The organism is Alcanivorax sp. VBW004, from assembly GCF_009718865.1.
Lineage (GTDB): Bacteria > Pseudomonadota > Gammaproteobacteria > Pseudomonadales > Alcanivoracaceae > Alcanivorax.
Genome location: NZ_WNHC01000001.1, coordinates 1,853,718 through 1,876,825, shown reverse-complemented (window position 1 = coordinate 1,876,825; position 23,108 = coordinate 1,853,718). Strand labels below are relative to the sequence as shown.

21 protein-coding genes are annotated in these 23,108 nt (G+C 58.8%); 10 read left to right on the top strand and 11 right to left on the bottom strand.

Annotated elements, in window-relative coordinates; all coding sequences use genetic code 11:
- Positions 1-3,048, top strand: a complete 3,048-nt coding sequence (locus F1529_RS08630; protein WP_155133781.1) for a parallel beta-helix domain-containing protein — start codon at positions 1-3, stop codon at positions 3,046-3,048.
- 119 nt (positions 3,049-3,167) lie between these two features.
- On the opposite strand, the gene F1529_RS08625 is transcribed toward F1529_RS08630, so the two are convergent.
- Complete coding sequence (locus F1529_RS08625) at positions 3,168-3,812, bottom strand: lysophospholipid acyltransferase family protein (protein ID WP_230457742.1); 645 nt, start codon at positions 3,810-3,812, stop codon at positions 3,168-3,170.
- Here F1529_RS08625 and F1529_RS08620 point away from each other — a divergent pair.
- The 4 genes from F1529_RS08620 (at position 3,811) to F1529_RS08605 (ending at position 8,667) form a co-directional block, all read left to right on the top strand.
- Positions 3,811-4,410 (top strand): M48 family metallopeptidase, encoded by a 600-nt coding sequence (locus F1529_RS08620; protein WP_155133775.1) that lies wholly within the window; start codon positions 3,811-3,813, stop codon positions 4,408-4,410. The genes F1529_RS08625 and F1529_RS08620 overlap by 2 nt on opposite strands.
- A 305-nt stretch (positions 4,411-4,715) precedes the next feature.
- The gene (gene acnA / locus F1529_RS08615; RefSeq protein WP_370456984.1) at positions 4,716-7,463 is read left to right on the top strand and encodes an aconitate hydratase AcnA; all 2,748 of its coding nucleotides are present in this window, start codon (positions 4,716-4,718) and stop codon (positions 7,461-7,463) included.
- Positions 7,464-7,775: 312 nt separating this feature from the next.
- Entirely contained in the window at positions 7,776-8,063 is a 288-nt protein-coding gene (locus F1529_RS08610; protein WP_155133772.1) for a hypothetical protein, read from the top strand.
- A 7-nt stretch (positions 8,064-8,070) separates the two neighbouring features.
- On the top strand, positions 8,071-8,667 hold the full coding sequence (locus F1529_RS08605) for a GNAT family N-acetyltransferase (protein ID WP_155133769.1): 597 nt from the start codon (positions 8,071-8,073) through the stop codon (positions 8,665-8,667).
- 420 nt (positions 8,668-9,087) lie between these two features.
- On the opposite strand, the gene F1529_RS08600 is transcribed toward F1529_RS08605, so the two are convergent.
- Both F1529_RS08600 and F1529_RS08595 read right to left on the bottom strand, forming a co-directional pair.
- Complete coding sequence (locus tag F1529_RS08600; RefSeq protein ID WP_155133766.1) at positions 9,088-9,954, bottom strand: SDR family oxidoreductase; 867 nt, start codon at positions 9,952-9,954, stop codon at positions 9,088-9,090.
- Positions 9,955-9,993: 39 nt separating this feature from the next.
- Positions 9,994-11,232, bottom strand: a complete 1,239-nt coding sequence (locus F1529_RS08595; RefSeq protein ID WP_155133763.1) for an oxygenase MpaB family protein — start codon at positions 11,230-11,232, stop codon at positions 9,994-9,996.
- 80 nt (positions 11,233-11,312) lie between these two features.
- Here F1529_RS08595 and F1529_RS08590 point away from each other — a divergent pair, with 80 nt between their 5' ends.
- The 5 genes from F1529_RS08590 (at position 11,313) to F1529_RS08570 (ending at position 15,895) form a co-directional block, all read left to right on the top strand.
- Positions 11,313-11,927: a TetR/AcrR family transcriptional regulator gene (locus F1529_RS08590; RefSeq protein WP_155133760.1), complete on the top strand. Its 615-nt coding sequence runs from the start codon at positions 11,313-11,315 to the stop codon at positions 11,925-11,927.
- Complete coding sequence (locus F1529_RS08585) at positions 11,927-12,922, top strand: AraC family transcriptional regulator (RefSeq protein WP_155133757.1); 996 nt, start codon at positions 11,927-11,929, stop codon at positions 12,920-12,922. The genes F1529_RS08590 and F1529_RS08585 overlap by 1 nt, the downstream gene beginning before the upstream one ends.
- A 254-nt stretch (positions 12,923-13,176) precedes the next feature.
- Positions 13,177-14,055 (top strand): fatty acid desaturase, encoded by an 879-nt coding sequence (locus F1529_RS08580; protein ID WP_007148407.1) that lies wholly within the window; start codon positions 13,177-13,179, stop codon positions 14,053-14,055.
- A 13-nt stretch (positions 14,056-14,068) separates the two neighbouring features.
- Positions 14,069-14,875: an SDR family oxidoreductase gene (locus F1529_RS08575; RefSeq protein ID WP_155133754.1), complete on the top strand. Its 807-nt coding sequence runs from the start codon at positions 14,069-14,071 to the stop codon at positions 14,873-14,875.
- A 252-nt stretch (positions 14,876-15,127) separates the two neighbouring features.
- Positions 15,128-15,895, top strand: a complete 768-nt coding sequence (locus F1529_RS08570; RefSeq protein ID WP_039926941.1) for an NYN domain-containing protein — start codon at positions 15,128-15,130, stop codon at positions 15,893-15,895.
- 134 nt (positions 15,896-16,029) lie between these two features.
- On the opposite strand, the gene F1529_RS08565 is transcribed toward F1529_RS08570, so the two are convergent.
- The 8 genes from F1529_RS08565 to F1529_RS08530 all read right to left on the bottom strand — a co-directional run bounded on the left by F1529_RS08565 (position 16,030) and on the right by F1529_RS08530 (position 23,093).
- Positions 16,030-17,319 (bottom strand): TRAP transporter large permease, encoded by a 1,290-nt coding sequence (locus F1529_RS08565; RefSeq protein ID WP_155133751.1) that lies wholly within the window; start codon positions 17,317-17,319, stop codon positions 16,030-16,032.
- Positions 17,316-17,762: a TRAP transporter small permease gene (locus F1529_RS08560; RefSeq protein ID WP_370456983.1), complete on the bottom strand. Its 447-nt coding sequence runs from the start codon at positions 17,760-17,762 to the stop codon at positions 17,316-17,318. The genes F1529_RS08565 and F1529_RS08560 overlap by 4 nt, the downstream gene beginning before the upstream one ends.
- A gap of 59 nt (positions 17,763-17,821) precedes the next feature.
- A complete protein-coding gene (dctP, locus tag F1529_RS08555; protein ID WP_007148727.1) occupies positions 17,822-18,811 on the bottom strand; it encodes a TRAP transporter substrate-binding protein DctP in 990 nt (329 codons plus the stop codon).
- 8 nt (positions 18,812-18,819) lie between these two features.
- Positions 18,820-19,671, bottom strand: a complete 852-nt coding sequence (locus F1529_RS08550) for a TRAP transporter TatT component family protein (protein WP_155133748.1) — start codon at positions 19,669-19,671, stop codon at positions 18,820-18,822.
- A gap of 73 nt (positions 19,672-19,744) precedes the next feature.
- Entirely contained in the window at positions 19,745-20,566 is an 822-nt protein-coding gene (locus F1529_RS08545; protein ID WP_007150573.1) for a rhomboid family intramembrane serine protease, read from the bottom strand.
- The gene (locus F1529_RS08540; protein WP_155133745.1) at positions 20,557-21,618 is read right to left on the bottom strand and encodes an aminopeptidase; all 1,062 of its coding nucleotides are present in this window, start codon (positions 21,616-21,618) and stop codon (positions 20,557-20,559) included. The genes F1529_RS08545 and F1529_RS08540 overlap by 10 nt, the downstream gene beginning before the upstream one ends.
- Before the next feature lie 10 nt (positions 21,619-21,628).
- Positions 21,629-22,195 carry an elongation factor P-like protein YeiP gene (yeiP, locus tag F1529_RS08535; RefSeq protein ID WP_007149168.1) on the bottom strand — a complete coding sequence of 189 codons (567 nt, stop codon included), beginning with the start codon at positions 22,193-22,195 and terminating at the stop codon, positions 21,629-21,631.
- A 103-nt stretch (positions 22,196-22,298) separates the two neighbouring features.
- A complete protein-coding gene (locus F1529_RS08530) occupies positions 22,299-23,093 on the bottom strand; it encodes a 1-acyl-sn-glycerol-3-phosphate acyltransferase (protein WP_155133742.1) in 795 nt (264 codons plus the stop codon).
- Between the last annotated feature and the right edge of the window lie 15 nt (positions 23,094-23,108).

Sequence of the window (23,108 nt, the reverse complement as noted above, 5' to 3'; positions counted from 1 at the left end):
ATGAACATGAACCGATTCTGGCCTGCCATCGCACTGGCGGTCACTCTGGTACTCACCGCCTGCGGCGGTGACGGCGGCGGCTCATCACCGGCCAATAATTCCGCAACACCCAACAATCCCGACAATGGCGGCGACGGTGGAGATGACGGTGGTGACGGCGGCGATGATGGAGGCGATGGCGGTGACGGTGGCGACACCACGCCCCCCGATACCGTTGGCCGAACGTTCCTCATCAGCCCCGGTGAAGACGCCACCGAAGACATGGTCAACGCCATGGTCCAGCTGCGTCCAAAAGACACCCTGCAATTCGAGTGCGGCTACTTCGAACTGGACCAGGGTATCTTGATCCAGGCCACCGAAGATGTGTTGATCAAAGGTTGCGGCAAAGACGAAACCATTCTGTCGTTCAAAGACAGTGTCAACGTGACCGGTCTGGAAGCCCTGAATATTCGCGGCATTACCGTGGAAGACCTGACCATCCTCGATTCCCCCGGCGACGCCTTCAAATTGAAGAGCGTAAAGTGGGGCACCCTGCGTGGCGTACGTGCCATGTGGTCCGGTGGCGGCGAACCGATCACCGCAGATAACTACGCGGAAAAGATCCATGTGTCCTGTACCGCGCCCCCCTACAACGAGGGAGATTCCAGCCCGGATTACACCCCCAGTTCCGCCAGCGGCCGCTACGGTATCTACCCGGTAGAGTCAGAGAACATTCTGGTAGAAGACAGTGAATCCATCGGCGCCAGCGATGCAGGCATCTATGTTGGCCAGACCAACACCGCCATCATTCGTAACAGCCGTGCCGCTTATAACGTCATGGGTTTTGAAATCGAAAACGTGCAGGGCGGCGAGTACGACAACAACATTGCCGAGTGTAATACCGGCGCCTTCCTGATCTACGACCTGGAAAACATCACCCGTTACGGTGATACCTCGGTGATGATCAACAACGTGGCCCGCAACAACAACACCTACAACTTTGCCCACAGCGGTCTGGTGTCAGTGGTGCCCCGTGGCACAGGTTTTATTACCCTGGGTTACGACAACATCGAAGTCCTTAACAACACCTTCGAAGATCACAGCACCGCGGCGGTGATCCACGTCAGCTATGAGCTGATTGATGGCAAGAACAACACCGCCGATAAAAAAATCGACCCCTATACCGAGGGGCTTCACATCCATAACAATGTGATGAAAAACTCCGGTTACGACCTGCCACCACCGGACCTGGAAAAACTGGCCAACGGCGAAGTAGAAAGCGTACTGCCGACCCTGATCGGCCTGAAAAACCTGCCGGAGCTTTCGCCGAATCTTCTGGAAGTATTGGGCAGCCTGCCTAACCTTCTGAATCAGGGTAAAGGCGCGCATATTGTCTGGGACGGTCTGCGTGACGATCTGGATGAAGACTGCCCCTACCCGGTGGACAACAATGGCGATCCGGTTCCCATGTGGGACAGCGGCAAGCCCATTCATACCAACGAACACCCGAACCCCAGCTGTCACTACAACGCTTACAAGTTCAACGAAAACGGCGACCGCATCCTGCCGGAGTGGGGCACCTGTATCCACGATAACGAGCTGAACAGCGACAGCGCCCCCTACCTGAACTTCCACGGCACCGATGGCCTGGAACTGGTACTGGCCATTGCCGAGCAGGACTTCTCCATTCTCGACCCTGCAGGCATCAAAGGGGCCATTGAAGGACTACTGAATATCGCCTCCGACACCGACATGTCCGAGCATGATTGCCAGGCCCGTTTCGGCAAAGTACTGGAAACACTGCCGCGGGTAGAAATTCCGCCTTTCGAGCCCAGCGGTGAGTTCGACCCCGCACCTTCGGATGAAGTTGTAGAGTTCTACTGTAGTGCAGACGTTGCAGACGGCGAGATCAACCGCGAAGCACTGAACTACAACTGCCCGACGCTGGATCAGTACAACCTGTTTGCCGATGCGCAAGACCCACGTAGCACACCAAACGAGAGCGGCCAGCCTTTTGTGCTGAACACCAAGCTGTTCTCTGATTACTCAACCAAGTATCGAGTCGTGTTTGTACCACCCGGCGAGCAAGCGGTGTATAGCGATGGCCAGGACGGCAACAACGTTAACGGCAGCATCGTTTTCCCGGAAGGCACCGTGATTGCCAAAACCTTTGCTTTCACCGACGAAAGCCAGGGCACCGAAGTACCGGTAGAAACCCGCTTGCTGATCAAACGCAGGAACAGCCAGGACAGCGCCGTCTGGGTAGGCCTGCCCTACATCTGGGAGGAAGAAGACGGCAAGAGGGTTGCGCGTCTGGCCATGAACGGGGGCACCGCGTCGGTTGCCTGGCATTACCGTGATGCGGATTCCAACACCCTCCTCACTGGCAGCACCGATGGTTACACCATTCCTAACGGCAACCAGTGTGTTACCTGTCACGCCAATGATGACCAACCGGCTGGCAGTGCCCCCATTGGGCCCAAGCCGCGTAACCTGAACCGTGCCTACAAAGCGGAATCTGCCTTTATGGGCACCAGCGGTCAGGCCGGTTTCCCGGCGGTAAACCAGATCAAGCAGTGGAAAGATCTGGGGATTCTGACCGGCGTGCCGGAGTTGACCATCAGCAATGGGGTGGCCACCAACATTGAGCATCTGCCACGCTGGAATGTGCCCGGTGACAGCGGTGAAACCGCCAACTCAGCGGCGGATATCGAAAGCCGTGTGCGGGCCTACCTGGAAGTGAACTGTCAGCACTGCCACAACGACAAGGGCGCCGCGTCCAACACCGGTTATTACCTGGATCACTTCCGCGATGTGAACGCCAGCTATGGCGTCTGCAAGAAGCCCACGGCCACCGGCGGCGGTTCCTGTGGACGCCAGCATGTGCTGGTACCCGGCAGCGCGGGCAGCTCCATCGTCTCTTGCCGTCTCAGCGCAGAAGATGATCCGCAGAAAATGATGCCACCGATTGCCCGCAGCGTTGCCCATGGCGAAGCCACCGCGCTGATGGATCAGTGGATCAATAATGTGGTGGATAGCAGCTATACGAACGCTAGCGCCTGTAACTGATCGACCCCCCTCCCTCCTCTCCAGCACCATCGGAGGGGAGTGCAACACCCCCTCCCTGCAAAGGGAGGGTTCTTAGGGCCTGTTAACAGACCCTAGCCGCTCTGCGGCCGCTATACGCGTCAGGCACCAGGCGTTTGGCGTCCAGCGCTCTTCTTTTTATCTCGAATGGCTTTCAACGGTGCAGACAATTTATCCGGATGACGCGGGTGAATGGCCGCATAGCATTCAAAAATTTCGGCCAGATCCTTCTCTACATCCCCACACGGCTCAATGACACGGGCAAAGGTAATTTCCTTTTTGCGGTAATCTGCGGTGGCCACCACAATCGGCACACCGGCCTTCTGGGCGATCCGGTAGAAGCCGGTCTTCCATTGTGTCGCCCCGCCCCGGGTGCCTTCCGGCGCCACCACCATCACCAGCTTGTCGCGGCTATTGAACTGCTCCACGGTCTGCTCAACCACACCACCCGCCTTGTGCCGGGCAATGGGCAACGCCCCCATCCAGCGCAGCATGGCCCCAAACGGCCCCTTGAAGGCGCTGTCCTTGATCATCACGTGAGCATCCAGCCCCAGCTGCATCATGGCCGCCAGCGTATAGATACCATCCCAGTTGGAGGTGTGCGGCCCGCCGATAATCACCGCCTTGGGCACTGCCGGCATGGGGTTGGTCACCCGCCAGCCTGCCAGGCGCAAAAAACCGCGGGCAAGCGACCGGGAGAAAGCATTACCGCGACGGGGATAATCAGAGTCCAGGGCTGATGACATGGGATTGTCCATTGCAAAGAGAGCGGCGATCATACGCACGCAGCCCAAGGATCACATTGGCACTAACGCCCAAAATACACACGAAGCGATAATCGGCCCCATGCATACCCTGCATTATCTGACAGGCTATCCCTCCCAGATTCAGCAACAGGCCCAGGCTCTGCTGGATCAGGGCCGGCTGGGTGACTATCTGCTACAACGCTACCCCGACAAGCATGATATTCAAGGTGACAAAGCCCTGTTCCAGTATGCCAACAGCCTGAAGCAACAATACCTGCGCAAGGCGCCGCCGCTGGGCAAGGCCCACTACGACGCCAAGCTGAAAACACTCAGCCAGGCGCTGGGTATGCACACCAGGCGTACCCGCATTCACGGCAGCAAATTGCGCAGCCATAACAGCCTGCGTATCGCCAGCCAGTTCAAGGCAGCGCCGGAAGCCTTTCTGCGCATGATCGTGGTCCACGAACTGGCTCACTTCAAAGAAACCGACCACAACAAGGCGTTTTATCAGCTCTGTTCACACATGGCGCCGGACTACCATCAACTGGAACTGGATACCCGGCTCTGGCTTCTCTGGCAGGACACACGCAACCGCTGACACAGGCACCGCCCGCAAGAACCAGACCGCCCCCTGACACCCCGCCCCAACAGCACCAAAACGTCAAAAACCTCTTTCTTCAACAAGCATTTACATTCCCAACCGCGAATATCGGCAAAGACCATAGCCGGCAGTTTCATGTCCCCGCCATAAGGGCGTAGTATGAAATGACTTAACGTCATAACGCAGGGTCATCAGTGCCTAGGTTTGTGGCAATGCTGTACTGATCCTGCGCCAGTGTTCCGTGTTGGCGGCCGTTCTATTCCGCCCGCGCGGGACTCCAATCAGAGCCCAGGAGGTGTGTAGTGACACGGATTGGCCAGGACACCCTGAACAGCAAAAAAACGCTGCAAGCCAACGGCAAGACCTATCATTATTTCGACATCAATGCGGTCGCCGACAAAGGCTGGGGTGATCTCAGCAAGCTCCCCTTTTCCCTCAAAGTCCTTCTCGAAAACCTGCTCCGCTTTGAAGACGGTGACAGCGTCACCGGCGCCGACATCGAAGCGGTGATGCGCTGGCTGGAACAGAAACGCTCCGACAAGGAAATCAATTACCGCCCGGCCCGGGTACTGATGCAGGATTTCACCGGCGTCCCCGGTGTGGTGGATCTGGCGGCCATGCGCGATGCAATCAAGAAAGCCGGGGGAGATCCGGGCCGCATTAATCCGCTGACACCGGTGGATCTGGTCATCGACCACTCGGTGATGGTGGACAAGTTCGGCAACCCGCAAGCTTTCGAAGAGAACGTGGAAATCGAGTACCAGCGCAACCGGGAGCGTTACCAGTTTCTGCGCTGGGGCCAGAAAGCCTTCGACAACTTCCGCGTGGTGCCGCCGGGCACCGGTATCTGCCACCAGGTGAACCTGGAATACCTGGCCAAGGGTGTGTGGTCGTCCGAATCCGAGGACGGCAACACCTACGCCTACCCGGACACCCTGGTGGGCACCGATTCCCACACCACCATGATCAACGGCCTTGGGGTACTGGGCTGGGGCGTGGGCGGCATCGAAGCGGAAGCGGCCATGCTTGGTCAACCTATCGCCATGCTGATTCCCGAGGTCATCGGCTTCAAGATCAGCGGCAAGCTGCGTGAAGGCATCACCGCCACCGACCTAGTGCTGACCGTCACCGAAATGCTGCGTCGCCGGGGTGTGGTGGGCAAGTTCGTGGAATTCTTTGGCGACGGCCTGGCCGACCTGACCTTGGCCGACCGCGCCACCATCGCCAACATGGCACCGGAGTATGGCGCCACCTGCGGTTTCTTCCCCATCGATGAGCGCACCACCGAATACATGAAGCTGTCCGGTCGCGACGAAGACACCATTGCGCTGGTGGAAGCCTACTGCAAGGCGCAGGGCCTGTGGCGCTCCAGCAGCGACCCGGACCCGGAATTCACCGACGTGCTGGAGCTGGACCTGAACGATGTGGTGCCCAGCCTGGCTGGCCCCAAACGCCCTCAGGACCGGGTGCCGCTCACCGCGGTGAAACGCACCTTTATCGACGTAGTCACCGACACGCTGAAACTCAATGACGAGGAAATCAGCAAGCTGGAAGGCGAAGGTGGCCAAACCGCCGTGGGCAATCACGAGCCCAGTGGCGGCGATGTGCCGGTGGTCATTGACGGCAAGAAACATCACATGAGCCACGGCGACGTGGTGATTGCCGCTATTACCTCCTGCACCAACACCTCCAACCCCAGCGTCATGCTGGCCGCCGGCCTGGTGGCCAAAAAGGCCGCCGAAAAAGGCATGAACCGCAAGCCCTGGGTGAAAACCTCGCTGGCGCCCGGCTCCAAAGTGGTCACCGATTACCTGGATGTCACCGGCCTGCAGAAACCGCTCAACGATATCGGCTTCGATTTGGTGGGCTACGGTTGCACCACCTGCATCGGCAACTCCGGGCCGCTGCCCCCGGAAATCGACAAGGCCATTTCCGACGGCGATCTGGTGGTGGCCTCCGTGCTGTCCGGCAACCGTAATTTCGAAGGCCGGGTTCACCAGAGCGTACGCACCAACTGGCTGGCCTCACCGCCACTGGTGGTGGCCTATGCCCTGGCCGGGACCGTGAAGATCGACCTGGATTCCGACCCCCTCGGCAAGGACAAGGACGGCAACCCGGTTTACCTGAAAGACATCTGGCCCAGCTCCGATGAAATTCAGGCCGAGTTGGTGAAGATTAACGACGACATGTTCCGTAGCCAGTACGCCAGCGTGTTCGAAGGGGATGAAATCTGGCAGAGCCTGCCCATTCCGGATTCACAAACCTACGACTGGGATAGCAGCTCCACCTACATCCAGAACCCACCCTTCTTCGACGGTCTCACCGCTGAGATGGACGATGTACAACCGGTGAAAAACGCGCGCATCCTGGCAATGTTAGGTGACTCCATCACCACCGACCACATCTCCCCGGCCGGGGCCATCAAGGCGGATTCCCCCGCCGGCCATTACCTGCAGGGGCACGATGTGGAGCCCATCGACTTCAACTCCTACGGCTCACGCCGGGGCAACCACGAAGTGATGATGCGCGGCACCTTCGCCAACATCCGTATCCGTAATGAAATGACCCCGGACATCGAAGGCGGGTTTACCAAGCACCTGCCTGAAGGCGAGGAAATTTCCATCTACGGCGCCGCCATGCGCTATCAGAAAGACGGCATCCCCACCGTAGTGGTCGCCGGCAAGGAATACGGCACGGGCTCCAGCCGTGACTGGGCTGCCAAGGGCACCAACCTGTTGGGCGCCAAAGCAGTGATTGCCGAGAGCTACGAACGAATTCACCGTTCCAACCTGATCGGCATGGGCGTGCTGCCCCTGCAATTCCCGGAAGGCACCGACCGCAAAACGCTGAATCTGGACGGCAGTGAAGAGGTGGACATTCCGGATCTGGACAACAACTTGAAACCGGGCGACACCGTCACCGTGGTCTTCCGCCGCGATGGCAAGGAGCAGAAAGTGGACGCTCTCTCCCGCCTGGATACCGCGGCAGAAGTGCAGTACTACAAAAACGGCGGCATCCTCCATTATGTGCTGCGGCAGATGATGAAATAGAGATGCAGCACGCTTAACGCAACAGGCAACAACGCGGCCCGGCCGCGTTGTTGCCCCAAACCCCAAAGGCCGCGCCCGGAAACGGACGCGGCCTTCTGCATTTGGGACTCCCTGTCGCAGGTCGCATTTACCCAAGGACACAGAGAGGCCGCAGGCCGTAATCCGACACTCTGCGTTCCCGACCCCCCACCGTAGATTGTCGGCTTACGCCGCTACGCGACTAAGCCGACCTACGGAACTCGTAGCGCGTAGCACCCCTCGCCCGGTTTTTGCTATGCTGGCTGTCTTCCACACCGGGTTTCGGGGAACTCCGTGCGTATCGTCTTCACTTTTCTTTGCTGCCTACTGGGCAGCCAGGCCATCGCCCAATCGCAAACCAGCGACGCGGATCTGCTAACGGCAGAACAACGGGATGCACGCCTGCGCGAACAGCAGGAACTGGAAGCCCGTGCCAGCGAGCTGGAAGCCCAACAGCAAACCACCCGCGAACTGCTGGACCAACAAGAGCAGTATCTGGATGCACTGCGCGCCCAGATCCAGTCGATGAAAGCCTCGGATAACGCATCCGCCTCCGCCAACCCGGCAGACACTACGCCATGATTGGGCAATGGCTGCAACGCCTGTTCCGCCGCACCCATCGGCCCACTGCGCCCGCTGGAGCGGCCACACCGGAACCGTCCACTCTGACCGACACCACCGAAGATACCCCAACACTGTTGACGATCCTCTCGCCCTGTTTCTACCCTTTCAGATTCGCCCACTGGAAAGCGCCGACCTGGGTGAACTGCTGGGCGTATTCCGTGAGGCCATCCAGATCAGCGCCGCCGACCAATACAACCAGCAACAACGGGATGCCTGGAGCCGCGCTCAAAGCCACGAAAGCCTGATTTCCGCTCTCAGTGAAGGGGAAGCCGTGGTCGCCGAATGGGACGACGCGCTGGTGGGTTTTGCTCACCGGGTCAATGGTTATATCAACATGGTCTTCGTACACCCGGATGCCAGCCGCGTGGGCATTGCCACGCTGCTCTACCAGCACCTGGAAGACGGCGCCCGGGTGGAAGGCATCACCGAACTCAACGCCCACGCCAGCCTCACGGCCCACAACTTTTTCCATTTTATGGGGTTTACCAGTGAAGGCCAGGAAGAGGCTGAACGCGATGGCGTGCGCCTGCCCCGGCACCACATGCGCAAGTCACTGGTCTGAATCAAGAACCGCAACACGCCTCACGCAGAACGCAACACGGGCAACCGCTGCGCGCCAGATGCCCGACGACTGACGCTTTCATTCAAAATCTGAAAAGCCTGGGCTCCATGCGTTCTGGGTAACACGAATTACCGGAGCGTGCCCTGAATCTCCCTGCTCCGCCCATTGATCAATTAATCTGATCAAACCGGTCGAGCCATTCCCGTGGGTTGGTCGGCAGACGCCCCCTATACTTATCCCATTGCTGAAGAGAACCCCGCTTCAGCTACCCAATCACATTGCGCTCACTCTGTGGTTATACCCCGGGCCATCAGGGCCCATTGATTCCCCCTTAAGGCCGTCCCCCCGACGGCCATTTTTTTGCCGCTCCGCGGCCGCCACACGCTTCACGCTGCATGCAACACGCCACGTATATGTGATTCAGGACTTGTAGAGCAGCTTTCCCACACTGTTGAACGCCTTTTCCGACAGGCTCATACGAATCATGGCGCGAAATAAGGTTTCCGGCAGCCACCGGCGCGCCAGCAACAACATGCGAGCATCCGTACCCACGCTATAGCGCAGCCGTTGGCTGGAATCGTTGGCGGCCTTGTAGATCACCTTCGCCGCATCTTCCGGGCTAGAACCGCCCGGCCCGGTCTTGTCCATGACGCCGAACTGGGCTTTGGAATACTGATCGTAGGTACTGACACCGGTGCGGTTATCCCGATCCGCCGAGCGGCCGAAGAACGCTGTATTCACCGCCCCCGGTTCAATGATTTTCACTCCGATGCCCAACGGACAAAGCTCATACACCAGCCCTTCGGTGAATCCTTCCACCGCCCATTTGCTGGCGTTGTACACACTGTAAAGCGGCAACGGTACACGCCCAACCATGCTGGCCACATTCACCAGCGCGCCGCTTTTGCGTTCGCGAAAATGCGGTAACACGGCCCGGCAGGTTTCCATCAGGCCAAACACATTGGTATCGAACTGACGAATGATCTGGGCTTCGTCCAGGGTTTCAAACGCCCCCATCAGGCCGTACCCCGCATTGTTCACCAGCACATCAATAGCGCCAAAATGTTCAATGGCCTTTTCAACCGCCGCATGAATGCTGGCACGGTCATTCACATCAAGAGGCAGGCACAACACCCGCGGCAGGGCGGCCAGCGTTTCGGCTTTTTCCGGCTTGCGCAGGGTCGCGACCACATTCCAGCCCTTGTCCTGAAACAATCGTGCCGTGGCATAGCCGATGCCGGAGGACGCACCGGTGATAAAAACGGTTTTCGTTTGCACTGCAGTCATTCTGTTTTCCTTTATTGCTGATCCGTTGAACCACCACCCTCAGGCATGGCCAGGGTGATTGGTGCCCGGTCGGATAAGATCCTGTTCCGCGTCGCCGAACATTTGCCCCAACACCTTGCGCTGGGCACGACGTCCCCTATGCTGCTGCCACTGGCGTAGCCCCGGGAGATAATGCTGACCACTGAACGAGAGCAGTCGCGGCAACAGTGTGGCCAGCGGGTACCAGGCCGATACCGATTCCGGCAGCCCCAGCTGCGCCATCTTGTCGCGGCTCAGAAAGTAACGGCTGACACTCAGGTGTTTCTGATAGGCAAGCTTGCGCTGCAGGGACTCAAATCGGCGGAAGTGACGCTCCAGCGGTTCTTCAGCCAGGGCCTTGCCCAACTCCCGACTGGTCCAGTCCGGCTGGCTCTGGGTCATCAAGGTATGGTGCAGCAACACAATGCCGTCCTGCTCCCGATCCACCAGCCACTTTTCGTCCACGCCCATCAGCCAGCAGGTATATTTCCACAGGTGCATCACCGCACGGGATTCCCGCGGCGTCACCGGCACCCCCATCTTGCGCAGGCCACCCAGCATCACCACACAGAACCCCAGGTAGGTGGCCACCATGTCCACCTGACTCAGGGGCATGCCCCACCGGGTAGCATCCCACTGGCCACGGCTCGCCAGGTTGCGGCGCACCAGCGAATGCACCAGACGCACGTGCAAGGTGCCCCGGAAACCCGCACTGAAACGTCTCAGTCCGCCTTGCTCGGTGCAATCGACCCACCACTTCCCGGTCTCGGCAATGCGTCGCGAAGCGCCCTGATTCAACGCCCCGGTCAATACCAGCGATTGATTGAAACCGGACAGCAGGTAGCCCCCCATCAATGCCAGATCGCGCAGTACATAGGGCGCGGTCATCCCGGTGGAGTGAATAAAGCGGGCGCCCTCATCAATCAGGTCGAAGTCGACCCAGGCCGGGCGCCTTTCCACACTTTTGATAAACAGCCGCAGCGGTTCCGGGCAATCCGGGATGGCCGCCAGCCCCTCGGTAATGGCGGTTTCAAACAGCGCCCGTGACTCACGGGGGCCATAATCCATCATCCAGTCCACCAATAAATCCATGGCCGGATCCCCCACATTGAGCGCCTCCAGCACCGCACTGAATTCGCCCCGGCTGGGGGCCAGATCACGGCCCAGCAGCTTGCGCAGCAACGCCGGCGTGGGTTGCTGGGTTTTCTCGAACGGGCGCGCCCGGCTTGGGGTCGCATCAATATGAGCCTGAACCGTCATCTCGGCCTCCACGGTGTGCTTGCATTGGCCGGAAACATAATGCGAATATGTATTCGCATTCAATTCGCATTAGAGGCTCCATGCGCAAACGTCCCCAACAGCAGCGTTCCCGGGAGCTGGTAAAAGCACTGATCGACGCCACCGCGAAAGTCATCCAGCAGCAGGGCCTGGACAACACCACCACCGCCCGCATCGCCGAAGTGGCCGGCGTCAGCGTAGGGTCCCTGTACCAGTATTTCGGCGACAAGGACGGCCTTATCGAGGCGCTGATGGAGAGCCTGGCAGACGATATCGGCGCAGGCCTGAAGCGCTTGCCGCTGCTGGATAATGTGGATATGAACGCAATGATCAGCAGCGCCATCCGGTTTGGTTTCGCCGTGCTCAACTCCCGCGACGGGCTCTACCTGGAGCTGGTACGCAACTGGCACCGGCTACCCACCGACCGGGTCGTGAATACCTTGCAGCAGCATTTCATGGATCTGGCCAGGCTCTACTTCCTGCGTCACTATCGGGACTACCCGATTCGCAATCTGGAGGTGCGGGTGTTTATCGTCACCAACAGTGTGCTGTTCACCATGGTCCGCCATATCAGCCAGAACAACGGCCTGATTCGCGAGGACGATTTGGCCAACGAGCTGACCCGCATGGTCGCCGGTTACATGGCCACACCACCCGATCACCAGGGCACGCGGTAATGACACCGGATCTGGCCATGACCTACTGCCGCATGATTGCCCAGACCCTGGGCCTGGATCAGGGCGGCCTGGAAAAACTGGTAACCGATACCGGGGTGGACGTGGACACCCTGCAGCACAGCGATGGCTTCATCGACTGGCCCGGCGCCCGCCAGTTAATCAGCAATGCCCGCCAGCTCAGCGACCGCCCGGATATCGCACTGCAAACCGGCCTGCGTGCCCTCCCCGCCATGCACGGCCCCATGGGCATGGCGGCCATGGCCAGCCCCACCCTGCGCGATGCCATGCAGTTGTTTGCCCGCTTCATCAACACCCGCACACAAGTCTTTACCACGGTGTTTGAAGAACAGCAGGACACCATTACGCTGCGACAGGAATTCGCCTACCCACTGGATGACAACGTGCAGTTTCTGGTCGAATCCGTCATGGCCTCCGCGTTCGCCTGCCATGTGGTATTGCGCGGCAAATCGATTGACGGGGGAGAAGTCCATTTCAATTACCCGGCCCCTGACTACGCGGAGTGTTACGCACAAACCTTCCCCGGCACCCGGCTGGTCTTTGACGCGGCTTACACGGCCATCAAATTGCCTGCCCGCTACGGCGATGAAACCTTGCCCAGCCATGATCGAGACCTGCTGTGGATCGCCATCGAGCAATGCGAGGCCCGCCAGGAAGCACTGCGCAACCGTGGCACCGTCAGCGACCAGGTGCTGGCGCTACTGCATCAACACCATGGCAAGGCCAGCCTGGATACCGTGGCCGATCAGCTGCACATGAGCCCACGCACCCTGATCCGCAAACTCAAACAGGAAAACACCCGCTTCCAGCAGCTCCGTGACCAGACTCTCAGCCGCCGCGCCGCCCAACTGCTCGGGCTGCCGCACTACACCATGGCCGCCGTGGCCGAAGATCTGGGCTACACCGACGTGGCCAGCTTCCGCCGCGCCTTCCAGCGCTGGTTCGGCACCACCCCCGGCAGCTTCCGGCGGGAATAAAACAACGCGACAAGCCTCAAGCTACAAGCTGCAACGCGGGAGAAAGGGGTCGGGATGCGGCGGCAGTGCCCGCGCCAGACCTGAATTCGCAAGCACAGTGCTGCTGGTGCGAGGGCCTGTACCGTGTTGCAGCTTGTAGCTTGAGGCTTGCTGCTGTTCTTTGTCACTTTTTATCCCCCTGATGGCAATTTCGGTTCTTACCTTTTCCTTGCCAACGGTAAACACTGTGTTTTCAGACTAAGCGGGAGACTGCCATGACAAGTACAACAACCGATAGCGACGCCCTGAAAACACTGGCCAGGCTGAAAGTGTCGCCCAAAATCGCCTGGCCCACAGTCACCCTGATGATCCTCGCGCACGGTGCCAACATCCTCAGCTGGGTCATGGTGTTGAATGATCTGTGGCCCGCTTGGGTTGGCCTGATCATTAACAGCATTGGCGGCTACATCATGTTCACCCCCGCCCATGAAGCCATCCACCGGGCGGCGGCGCAGAAGTCCGAGCACAACGACCTGATCCTCTCCATTGCCACCTTTGTGGCCGTGCCCTTTGGCAAGGGCAAAATGTTCCGTCTGCTGCACATGCGCCACCACCGTTTCGCCAACGACCCGGAGAAGGATCCGGATCACTGGATGGCCAGCAGCCTGTGGACCATGCCGCTGTGGGGGTTCTGGCCTTTCATTTACCTGATCAACTTCCTGCGCAAACCGGACGTGCTGCCCAACGTGAAGCCGACTGAAGTCTGGCGTGAACTGGCCGTGGCCGGCGTCGCCCTGACCGCCCTGTTTCTCTGGGCGCCCTACGAAGCGCTGATGCTGTGGCTGATCCCCTCCTACATTTCGTTCTACTTGATGTGCCTGGTGTTCATGGTGCTGCCGCACTACCCGCATACGGGCCGTCAGGATGAGAACCCCAACACCACCGCGCTGATGCGCATGGGCAAGGAGTGGCTGCTCACGCCGATTCTCATGTACCAGAACTATCATCTGGTCCATCACCTCTACCCCACCGTGCCGTTCTACCGCTACGGCAAGGTGTGGAAAGCCCGTGAGCAGTACCACCGGGAACACTCCGGCAGCATGATTATTTCGCCTTTTCAGCTCGGTCCAGACAACCCACCCGGCAACGCCTGACAGGAGAACAACAATGACAAAAACCGTTTTGATCACCGGCGGCGCCGGCGGCATTGGTCGGGAATTCTGCAAGCTGTTTAATTCCGACGGTTACCGCATCCTGGTGTTCAGCCTGCTTCAAGAGGAACTGGATGCACTGGGGCAGCAGCTAAAAAGCCAACGAGCTGATGTGGATTACCGCCCGGTGCAGATGGATCTGTCACAACCCGGTGCCGCTGAAGAAATCATCCAGTGGCTGAATCGTGAAGACATCGAGCTGGACGTGCTGGTGAACAACGTGGGCTTCGGCATGATGGGTGAACATGTGGAACAGGACAGCCAAAAGCTGGAGCGCATGCTTACCCTGAACAACATCCTGCTCAGCAAGCTATGCATGTTGGTGGGTGCAAAAATGAAGGCCCGCGGCGAAGGCAAAATCATGAACATCGGCTCCCTGGCCGGATTCTGCCCCATGCCCTTCTTTGCCGCCTACAGCGCCAGCAAGGCCTTCGTGATTAACCTGAGCGCCTCGCTACAGGAAGAACTGAAACCCTACGGTGTGCAGGTCACCTGCTTCTGCCCCAGCACTACCAAAACGGCGTTTCTGGATACCGCCGAAAGCAAACACCAATCCTCCAGTGGCATCAGAGAGTTTGTCTCCGCACAAATCGCCACCCCGGAGGAGGTGGCTCAAGCGGGTTACGCCGCCCTGAACAAGGGCAAGCGTTACGCCCTGCCGGGCCTGTCTGTCACCCTGCAAAGCATCTGGATCCGCATGATGCCCCTGCGCGCCATGGCCAGTTTCGTTTATAAAAAATCGGTAAAAGAGATGAATGGCTGACCAACAAACCGCTAGAAACGAAGCTCCCCATGCCCTGCGGATATGAGGCGCGAACAAGACCGTTGCGGGTCGCGGGAAGCGAGTTTCGAAAGCCCTCCCAAAGATCCCGGTTTTGGTTTTTGCCTTTCGTAACTCGAAACTCGTCACTCGCTGCGCGGCTCAAGCGCCCCACCGGCGCCCGTTTCGCTCACCCCATGTCGCTTCCCTGCCGAATCCGTTATGTTGAGGATACCGCAGGAAAAGGAATGGCTCATGGCAGGCGCAAACAGTGACACGGACTCCCCACCGCTCAGCACCACATCGTTGGCGGTATTGATCGATGCAGACAATACACCCCCCAAAATCGTCGACGGACTGTTCGAGGAAATTGCCAAATTTGGCACCGCCAGCGTCAAGCGAATCTACGGCGACTGGACCAAACCCAATCTGGGTGGCTGGAAAAGCGTGCTGCTGAAACATTCCGTACAGCCGATCCAGCAATTTGCCTACACCCAGGGCAAGAATGCCACCGATTGCAGCATGATCATCGACGCCATGGATCTGCTCTACACCAAACAGCTTTCCGGCTTCTGTCTGGTGTCCAGTGACAGTGATTTCACTCGCCTGGCGGCAAGGTTAAGGGAGGAAGGCCTGACCGTGTATGGCTTCGGTGAACGCAAGACACCGGGGCCTTTCGTGGCCGCCTGCGACAAGTTTATCTACACCGAAGTGCTGCGCTCCGACCATGCCCCCGAGAGCACCTCAGACAAACCCGATGCCCCCGCCCAGGCAGAAACACCTGTCAGCAAGGAGCCACCGCCGCTGCAACTGATCGCCAACGTGATCGATGATATTTCCGATGAGGACGACTGGGCCAATCTGGGCACGGTGGGCCAACACCTGAGCAAGCGCAAACCCGATTTTGACACCCGCCTGTTCGGCCACAAGAAACTCAGCGACATGATTCGTGCCTACCCAAAATGGTTCCAGATTCAGAAAGGGCAAGGCAAAAGCATCCAAGTAAAAACCCTACGAAAATAACGTTTTTCCTTCACCAACCAACTGAAACGCAAGAGGCCGCATCCAGATAATGGACGCGGCCTCCTCGTTTCCAGCAATCAACAACCGCTGACCGCGCAACTATTAACTATTCACTGTTAACTATTAACTGCCCTTTACCGCACCAACCAGAGACTGAGCTGCGGAATATAGGTAATCATCAACAAGGCAATGATCAATATCAGCATGAAAGGAACCGTCGCCGCGAACAGTTCGGTGACTTTCTTCTTGAAGCGGTAACTGGCGATAAACAGGTTCATGCCCACCGGCGGAGTGATGTAGCCGATCTGCATGTTCGCCACGAAGATAATCCCCAGGTGCACCGGGTCAATCCCATACCGCAACGCCACCGGAAGGATCAGCGGCACCATAATCACCAGCGCCGCGAAGATATCCAGCAACGCGCCCAGCAACAGCAGCAGGATATTGAGCAGGATCAGAAAGGTAATCTTGCTCTCAACGTGGGTCTGGATCAGTTCGAACAATTTCTCCGGCACACCGGCATACACCAGGTAATCGGAGAAGGCCTGCGCCACCGCCAGAATCAGCAGGATACCGCCCACCATGATCATGGAATCGCGCATGATTGTCGGTAGCTTGCGCAGCGAGATTTCCCGATACAGGAACACCTCGGCCACCAACACATACAGCGCCGTCACCGCCGCCGCTTCACTGATCACCAGGAAACCGGAGAAGATCCCGCCGAGCACCACCAGCGGCAGCGGCAGCTCCCAGCGCGCTTCCCAGAGCGCATCCACCAATTCACGAAAATCAAACGCCTGCCGAGGCACATCGGTGCCCCGCGTGGCCCACACACAGTAACCGTAAAGCAGCACGATCATCAGCAGCGCAGGCAACAGACCAGCCAGATACAGATCGACAATTTCTACCGTCGGCATCTCCAGCTGCTGAGACATTTGCTGGGCAATAATGCCGTAGATCAACAGGGGTACCGACGGCACCAGCAACAACCCCAGACTCCCCGAGGAAGTCACCAGACCGAGGCTGAATTTTTCCGGATAATTGCCTTTCACCAGCGCCGGTAGCAACAGCGCACCCAGTGCCACAATGGTGACACCGGAGCCGCCGGTCAGGGCGGTGAAGAACGCACAGGCAATCAGCGCAACAAAGGCCATGCCACCGGGCATCCAGCCGAACGCGGCCTGGCTGAGCCGCAACATGCGATCGGCGGTTTTCGATTCACTGAGCAAAAAGCCGGCGAAGGTAAACAGCGGTAACGCCATCAGCACGACGGAATTACTCAGCTGATAGATGTCGATGTGCAGCACCGCCAGCTCGATTTCCAGGGTATAGAAACCCAGTGCGGCTGCGCCGAGAATAATGGCAAACAGAGGAGCGCCCATCAGCGCCAACACCACCAGCAGGACAATCGCCGCAATGATCATGGCGTCGGCTCCTGCATTTTCGGCCGTTTGCCAATCAATCCCAAGGCAAACAGCACCACGTAGCGCAGAGCCATGACCGAGAAACCCACCGGGATAATGGCTTGCAACAACCAACTCGGCACACTGGCAAATGCCGGCGAAGCGTACTCATACTCTTCGATTACGAAGTGCACGCTATACCAGGCCACCAGCAGACAGATAAAGGCGGTGAACAGATCCACGAAGGTGGTCAGGAAGGGATGGTACTTTTCCGGTAACAGTGACGAGGCCACATCAATGCGGATGTGCTCGTCATTACGTGAGGCTATCATCGCGCCCAGCAAGCCAATCCATAGCACCGCGTTCTGCAGCAGCGGCTCGATCCATACCAGGCTGGTGCCAAAGAAATTACGCAAAACAATCTGCGCCACCGCCAGCAGGATCATAAACAAAAGGACGGCCACGATAAGGCCGTCCTCGATATGATGAAGGGTGCGATGCACCCCACGTAATAGCGCTGCCATCATTGCCCGTCGCGTTGCTTGGCAAGAATGCCGTTAAGTCGATCCAGCATGGCCTGGCTGATTTCGCCTTCTTCCACCAGTTCTGCAGTAGCGCGCTCGGCGTAGCTGTGCCATTCCTCGCGTTGTTCGTCGCTGGGCTTGATCACTTCCAGCCCCTGCTGCTGGACAGCGGCAAAGGCACTCAGGTTTTCCTTGCGGCTTTGCGCATCCAGTTTGTCAAAGGTGGCTTCCAGTACCGTACGGACCACCTGCTGATCTTCCGGGCTCATACGCTTGAAATATTTTTCATGGATACCCAGCATGCCGAAGGTATAGAGCAGCGGCATGTCGGTCAGGTAGTTCACCCGGGAATACCATTGCAGGGTCAGGGCCGCCACCGGGGGGGCTGCGAAGGCATTCACTGCACCGGTCTGCAGGGAGGTGAGCACCGAACCGATGTTGAGCAAAATGGGGGACAGTTCGAACGCCTTGGCCGCCTTGGCAGAGGCTTCATCATTGGCCGGCAACCACAGTTTCTGTTCACGCAGATCGGATACGCTTTTCACTGGCTGCTCAGACATGACATACGCAAAGCCGCCATCCAGCAGACCAAAGCTGACCCAGCCGCCGTCTTCCAGGCCTTTCTGGATGACCGGGTCCAACTCGCTGCGCACCGCGTCTACTTCATCGTAATTGTTGAAGGCCAGCGGCACGTTGAGAATCTGACTGTCCTTGTAAGCGGAGGCAAAGGCACCGCCCTGGGCCACCAGGCCATGGAGCTGGCCGATGCGGATTTTGCGCTCTACCGCCCGGTCATCCCCCATCACCCCACCAGGGTAGATTTTCAGCTTTACCCGGCCTTCGGTTTGCGCCGCAATGTCTTTGCCGGCTTTTTTCAGGCCGGTGACGATGGTGGTGCCATCCGGATACAGAGTGGAAATTTTCAAGGTGGTCGCAGCGGTGGCTACCAGCGGCAACAGCGCGATCAGAACAGTGACAAGGCGCAGCATAAACACTCCTAGAAATAATCATCCGCGTCGGCAAGCAAGGCTTCAGCCTGCTGCTGCGCATAGGTATTTTGCAGGGTCAGGCCGTGGACATCCGGGTCCGCCGCCAGCACCTCATTGAGCAAGCTGTCGTGCAGCTCCCGATCGAACACCAGACGCGCGTACTTTTCTGCATACAGCACCTGGGCCAGCAGGTTCTTGCCGTCGGACAGCAATACCGCCTCTTCAAAATGCGCCTTGGCCTGTTCCGGCTTGCCACCCAGCGATGCCGGCAGGATGCTGTTCAGCACCCCCAGGTACATATGTGCCTGGCCGTACTGGTAGCCTTCATCCAGCGCCACGATGCGCACCATGATGGCTTCCACCCGACCCAGTTCCGCTACCGCATTCCAGTCACTGGTGTTCTGCTGGATATAACCGGCCCAGGCGCTGCCCAGGGAAAACAGCACCGGCACATCGCCTTTACCGGCATCATCCAGCAGGGATTCAAATTCGGGCACCGACAGGCTGCGCAAATCGCAGTAATCCTTGTGGTGGGCGCAGGCAGCGCGAAAACCGTATTCCAGCGCCTTGTTGCTGAGTTTGCGGGCCCGTTCCGGGTCTTCCACAAACAAGCCAGCGTAGGCACCGTAGAGGTCTGCGCCGCTACTCAGCAGGGATTCGCTTTCCGGCCAGTTCTCAATCAGGCCATCGACCATCAACAAATAGGTGGGCAGGCCGTCTTCGACCAGCTGCAGGTCATTGTTGTTGAGGACACCATAGGGCAGGTTGTCGTCAACATGGGCCAGAGAGCAGCCTTGCAGGGTAACCACCGCTGCGAAAAAGAGAGAAGGTACCCAGTAAGGTACAGAGCGCCACTGCATAGGTCGCTGGCATCCTTTCATTATTGTGACTTCATCGTTTTGGCTGTCTTTATAGCAGCCCCCCGGGGGTAACTCAAACCGCCCTGCTCTTCTGGCTGCGCCGCACCATGCCGAAAATGCCACCCAGCAAACAACCGCTTACCAACCCGGCCAGATGCGCCGCATTCGCCACCACATCCGATAGCCCTACGAAACAAATTGCCATCCATGCCAGCATGAAGACCACAATCTGCCGGCGCAGAGCAAACCCGGCCCCGGGATTGAGCCGCCCGAAGATCCACAGGTAGCCCAACAGACCATACACCACGCCGGACAAGCCCCCGAACATGGGGCCGCTGTACAAGAACTGAGCCACATTGGACACCGCGGCCGTCACCAGCGTCACCAGCAGCAGCTGGGCGCTTGATTGATGGCGTTCAATCAAGCGCCCCAGATCCGCCCACCACAGCAAATTGAAGATGATATGGAGCAGGGAAAAGTGCAGCAGCATGGGGGTGATCAAGCGCCAGGGCTGGCTAGTCAATCCCTCCATGGACGCGGGGAACAGCAAGGCACGATAGACCCCGTCACCGAATAGATAAGGGGTCAGGAAGATGGCCACACACAGCACCAGCCCAATCCTGGTCACCCACCCCATGCTGGCTAGCCAGCCACCAGACAACAATGGCTGCGGCTGGCCGGTCAGGGGCTCCACAGCCTGTTGGCTTTGGCCCCGTTTCAAGTCGGCAATCAGCTCCGCGGTCAGCTGGCGCGCATGGGGGTATTGCTCCGCATCGGGGACCCCCAGCACGAATTGCCCCTCGTCCTCATGACGGTCCACCTGAAAACCATTGCGCTTCAGCGTGCGTTCAATCAGGTCCGCCAGCTCTGCCTGGGGGGTGCGAATCAGTTCCATGCGAGTGCCTCCAGGGCCTGTTTGCGTTGCGTATCCTTCATGGCCACCAGGTTATCCACTTGTTGCCAGAAGCAGCCCCAGTCCCGCCGACACTGGTCCAGCAGGCGGGCAAAGGCCGGCACATAATCGTTATAGTCACTGACGCCGTTAAGGCGGGCATTGTTCAATCGCCCGTCGAAAAACCCCGCGTAGGCTTTCAGGGCCGGTTGCGCCTGGCTATCGCGGGCAAAGCGGTCTCGGGCCTGCTGCAGGATACGGGTTTTCTCCCGCGCCAGCGCGTCTTCATCCTGCTGCGACGCATACAGTGTTTTCAGGGCCCCACGCGTCGCCTGTACAATGGCCATAAAGGCATCCTGCACCTGTTCGCGCTGCTGCCAGTAGTCCGCCGCCAGCGGCTCTCCGCTATGGGCAAAATAATCCACTGCGCCCTCCCGGCCGACCAGGGTCGCCAGGGATTCATTGAAACGGGTGTCATCCTTGATATACAGCTTGCGGTGCACCAGCTCGTGGATCAGCAATTGCGCCAGCGACGGGCGGGATCGGTCGAGCATGGGCGTGGTCAGCGGGTCGGCAAACCAACCCAGGGTGGAGTAGGCAATGGCGCCACCCACGAAGGTGTCCATCCCGTCTTCAGCCAGTGCCTCCGCCTCGCGGGTAGCACGCCCCTTGTCAAAATACCCCCGGTAACTGACACAGCCAATCATCAGGTAGCACCAGGTTTTCGGTGCCAGGGAATATGCCGGTGCCGCCAACACATTCCACACCACCGCATCCTGCTCCAGCGCCACATACTGGTGGTAGACATCGTCGGCCGGCAACAACAGGTCCTCACCGGCAAACGCGATGACCTGCTGGCTGAAGCGCAACTTGCCGGCCAGTGCCGGCGACGTATTGGCATCCGCCAGCACCGTGCTCACCGGCTCGCGCTTGCCCATCAGCGACCAGTGGCCTTTCACCGCCTGGCCGTAATACCCCACCTGACACCCCGCCAAAACGCCGCACAGCAACAACACAGCGACAGCAGGCAACTTGCACAGGGGAGATAACCGCATCTGCTGGCAATCAGGCCCGGGACATGAATTTACGTTCGGCGGTATTCACCCGCACCTTTTCCCCTTCCACGATATATTCCGGCACCTGCACTACCAGGCCGGTATTCAGGGTGGCCGGCTTGGTGCGGGCGGATGCAGACGCAGCCTTCATGGCCGGGGTGGTTTCAGTCACTTCCAGTACCACCGACGCCGGCAGCTCCAGGCCGATAACCGATTCTTCCACTCTCAGGGCCAACACCCCTTCAGTTTCTTCCGTGATGAACGCCAGCTCATCGCTGATATCTTCCTGCTTGAGCAAGTATTGGGAGAAATCCTCGTTATCCATGAAGATGTAGTCATCCCCGTCCACGTAGGAAAACTGCACCGGGCGGCGCTGCAGCTCCACCGTGGCCACGTCGTCATCCCCCTTGAAGCGCTCTTCAAACTTGGGACCACCGCCAACCGCACTGGCCTTCACCCTATACAAGGTGGCCGCGCCGCGGGCAGAAGGCGACTGCACCTCAATCTGGCGGATGGCATACAGGGTGCCGTTGACTTCGATAACGTCGGATTTTTTCAGTTCACTGGCGCGGGTCATGGAAAGCGGTCCTGGGCAATTGATGCGCCAATGCTACAACAAAGCGAGACGACAGGCAGGGAGAGCCGAGAGACAAGTTGAACGTTCTTGCGCTTTTAAGCTTTCAACTTTGAACTTTCAATTGCCCCTCAAGCCGTTCGTAAGCTTGGGCACACAATTGTTTGCGGTCCATGCCTTCACCATCCAGGGGCGTACAGAAGTGCAGGCGAACGCGGATTTTTTGGCGGAGCAACATGGCCCACAGGTGATGATGAAACTCATCGTCACCAATAAAGGCCAGGCCCCGGTCCGGAGCGCCCATGTTATCCAGGTAGCGTACCGCTAACGGTTGCACCGGCACGCCCGCCAGCAAGGGGGCATCAAACAATTGCGGAAAAAAGCGGCGCAGGCTGGAGCCATCGGTGGTGGTTCCTTCCGGGAACACCAGCACCGTGTGCCCCTGCTGCAAGCGGCTGGCAATTTCCTGGGCCTTGTGAACCGACTCACCACTGCCGCGCTTGATAAACAGGGTCCCCATGGCCCGGGCCAGTGTGCCGATCAACGGCCAGTCACCCACCTCCGCCTTGGAGAGAAAATACAGATGCCGCTGGCTGGCAATCACAGGAATATCCAGCCACGACACATGGTTGCTGACCAGAAACACGGGGGCTTCCACCCGGCTCCCCGTGACCGTCAACTCCACCCCGAGGATACGCAGAAAATGCCGGCACCAACGCTGTTTCGCCGCCAGCACCACAGGCCGATACGGAGACCAGAACGCCCCCAGCAAGAACGCCAGCACAAAACCCCACAACAGATAGAGTGCAACGCGGATCACCCGCCCCACTCGGCGCAGTTGCGGCCAGAGCCCACCCTCGGAATACGCGCAAACGCTGGCGCTATGATTCATCTCGCTCATCTATCCCGCCCGTTA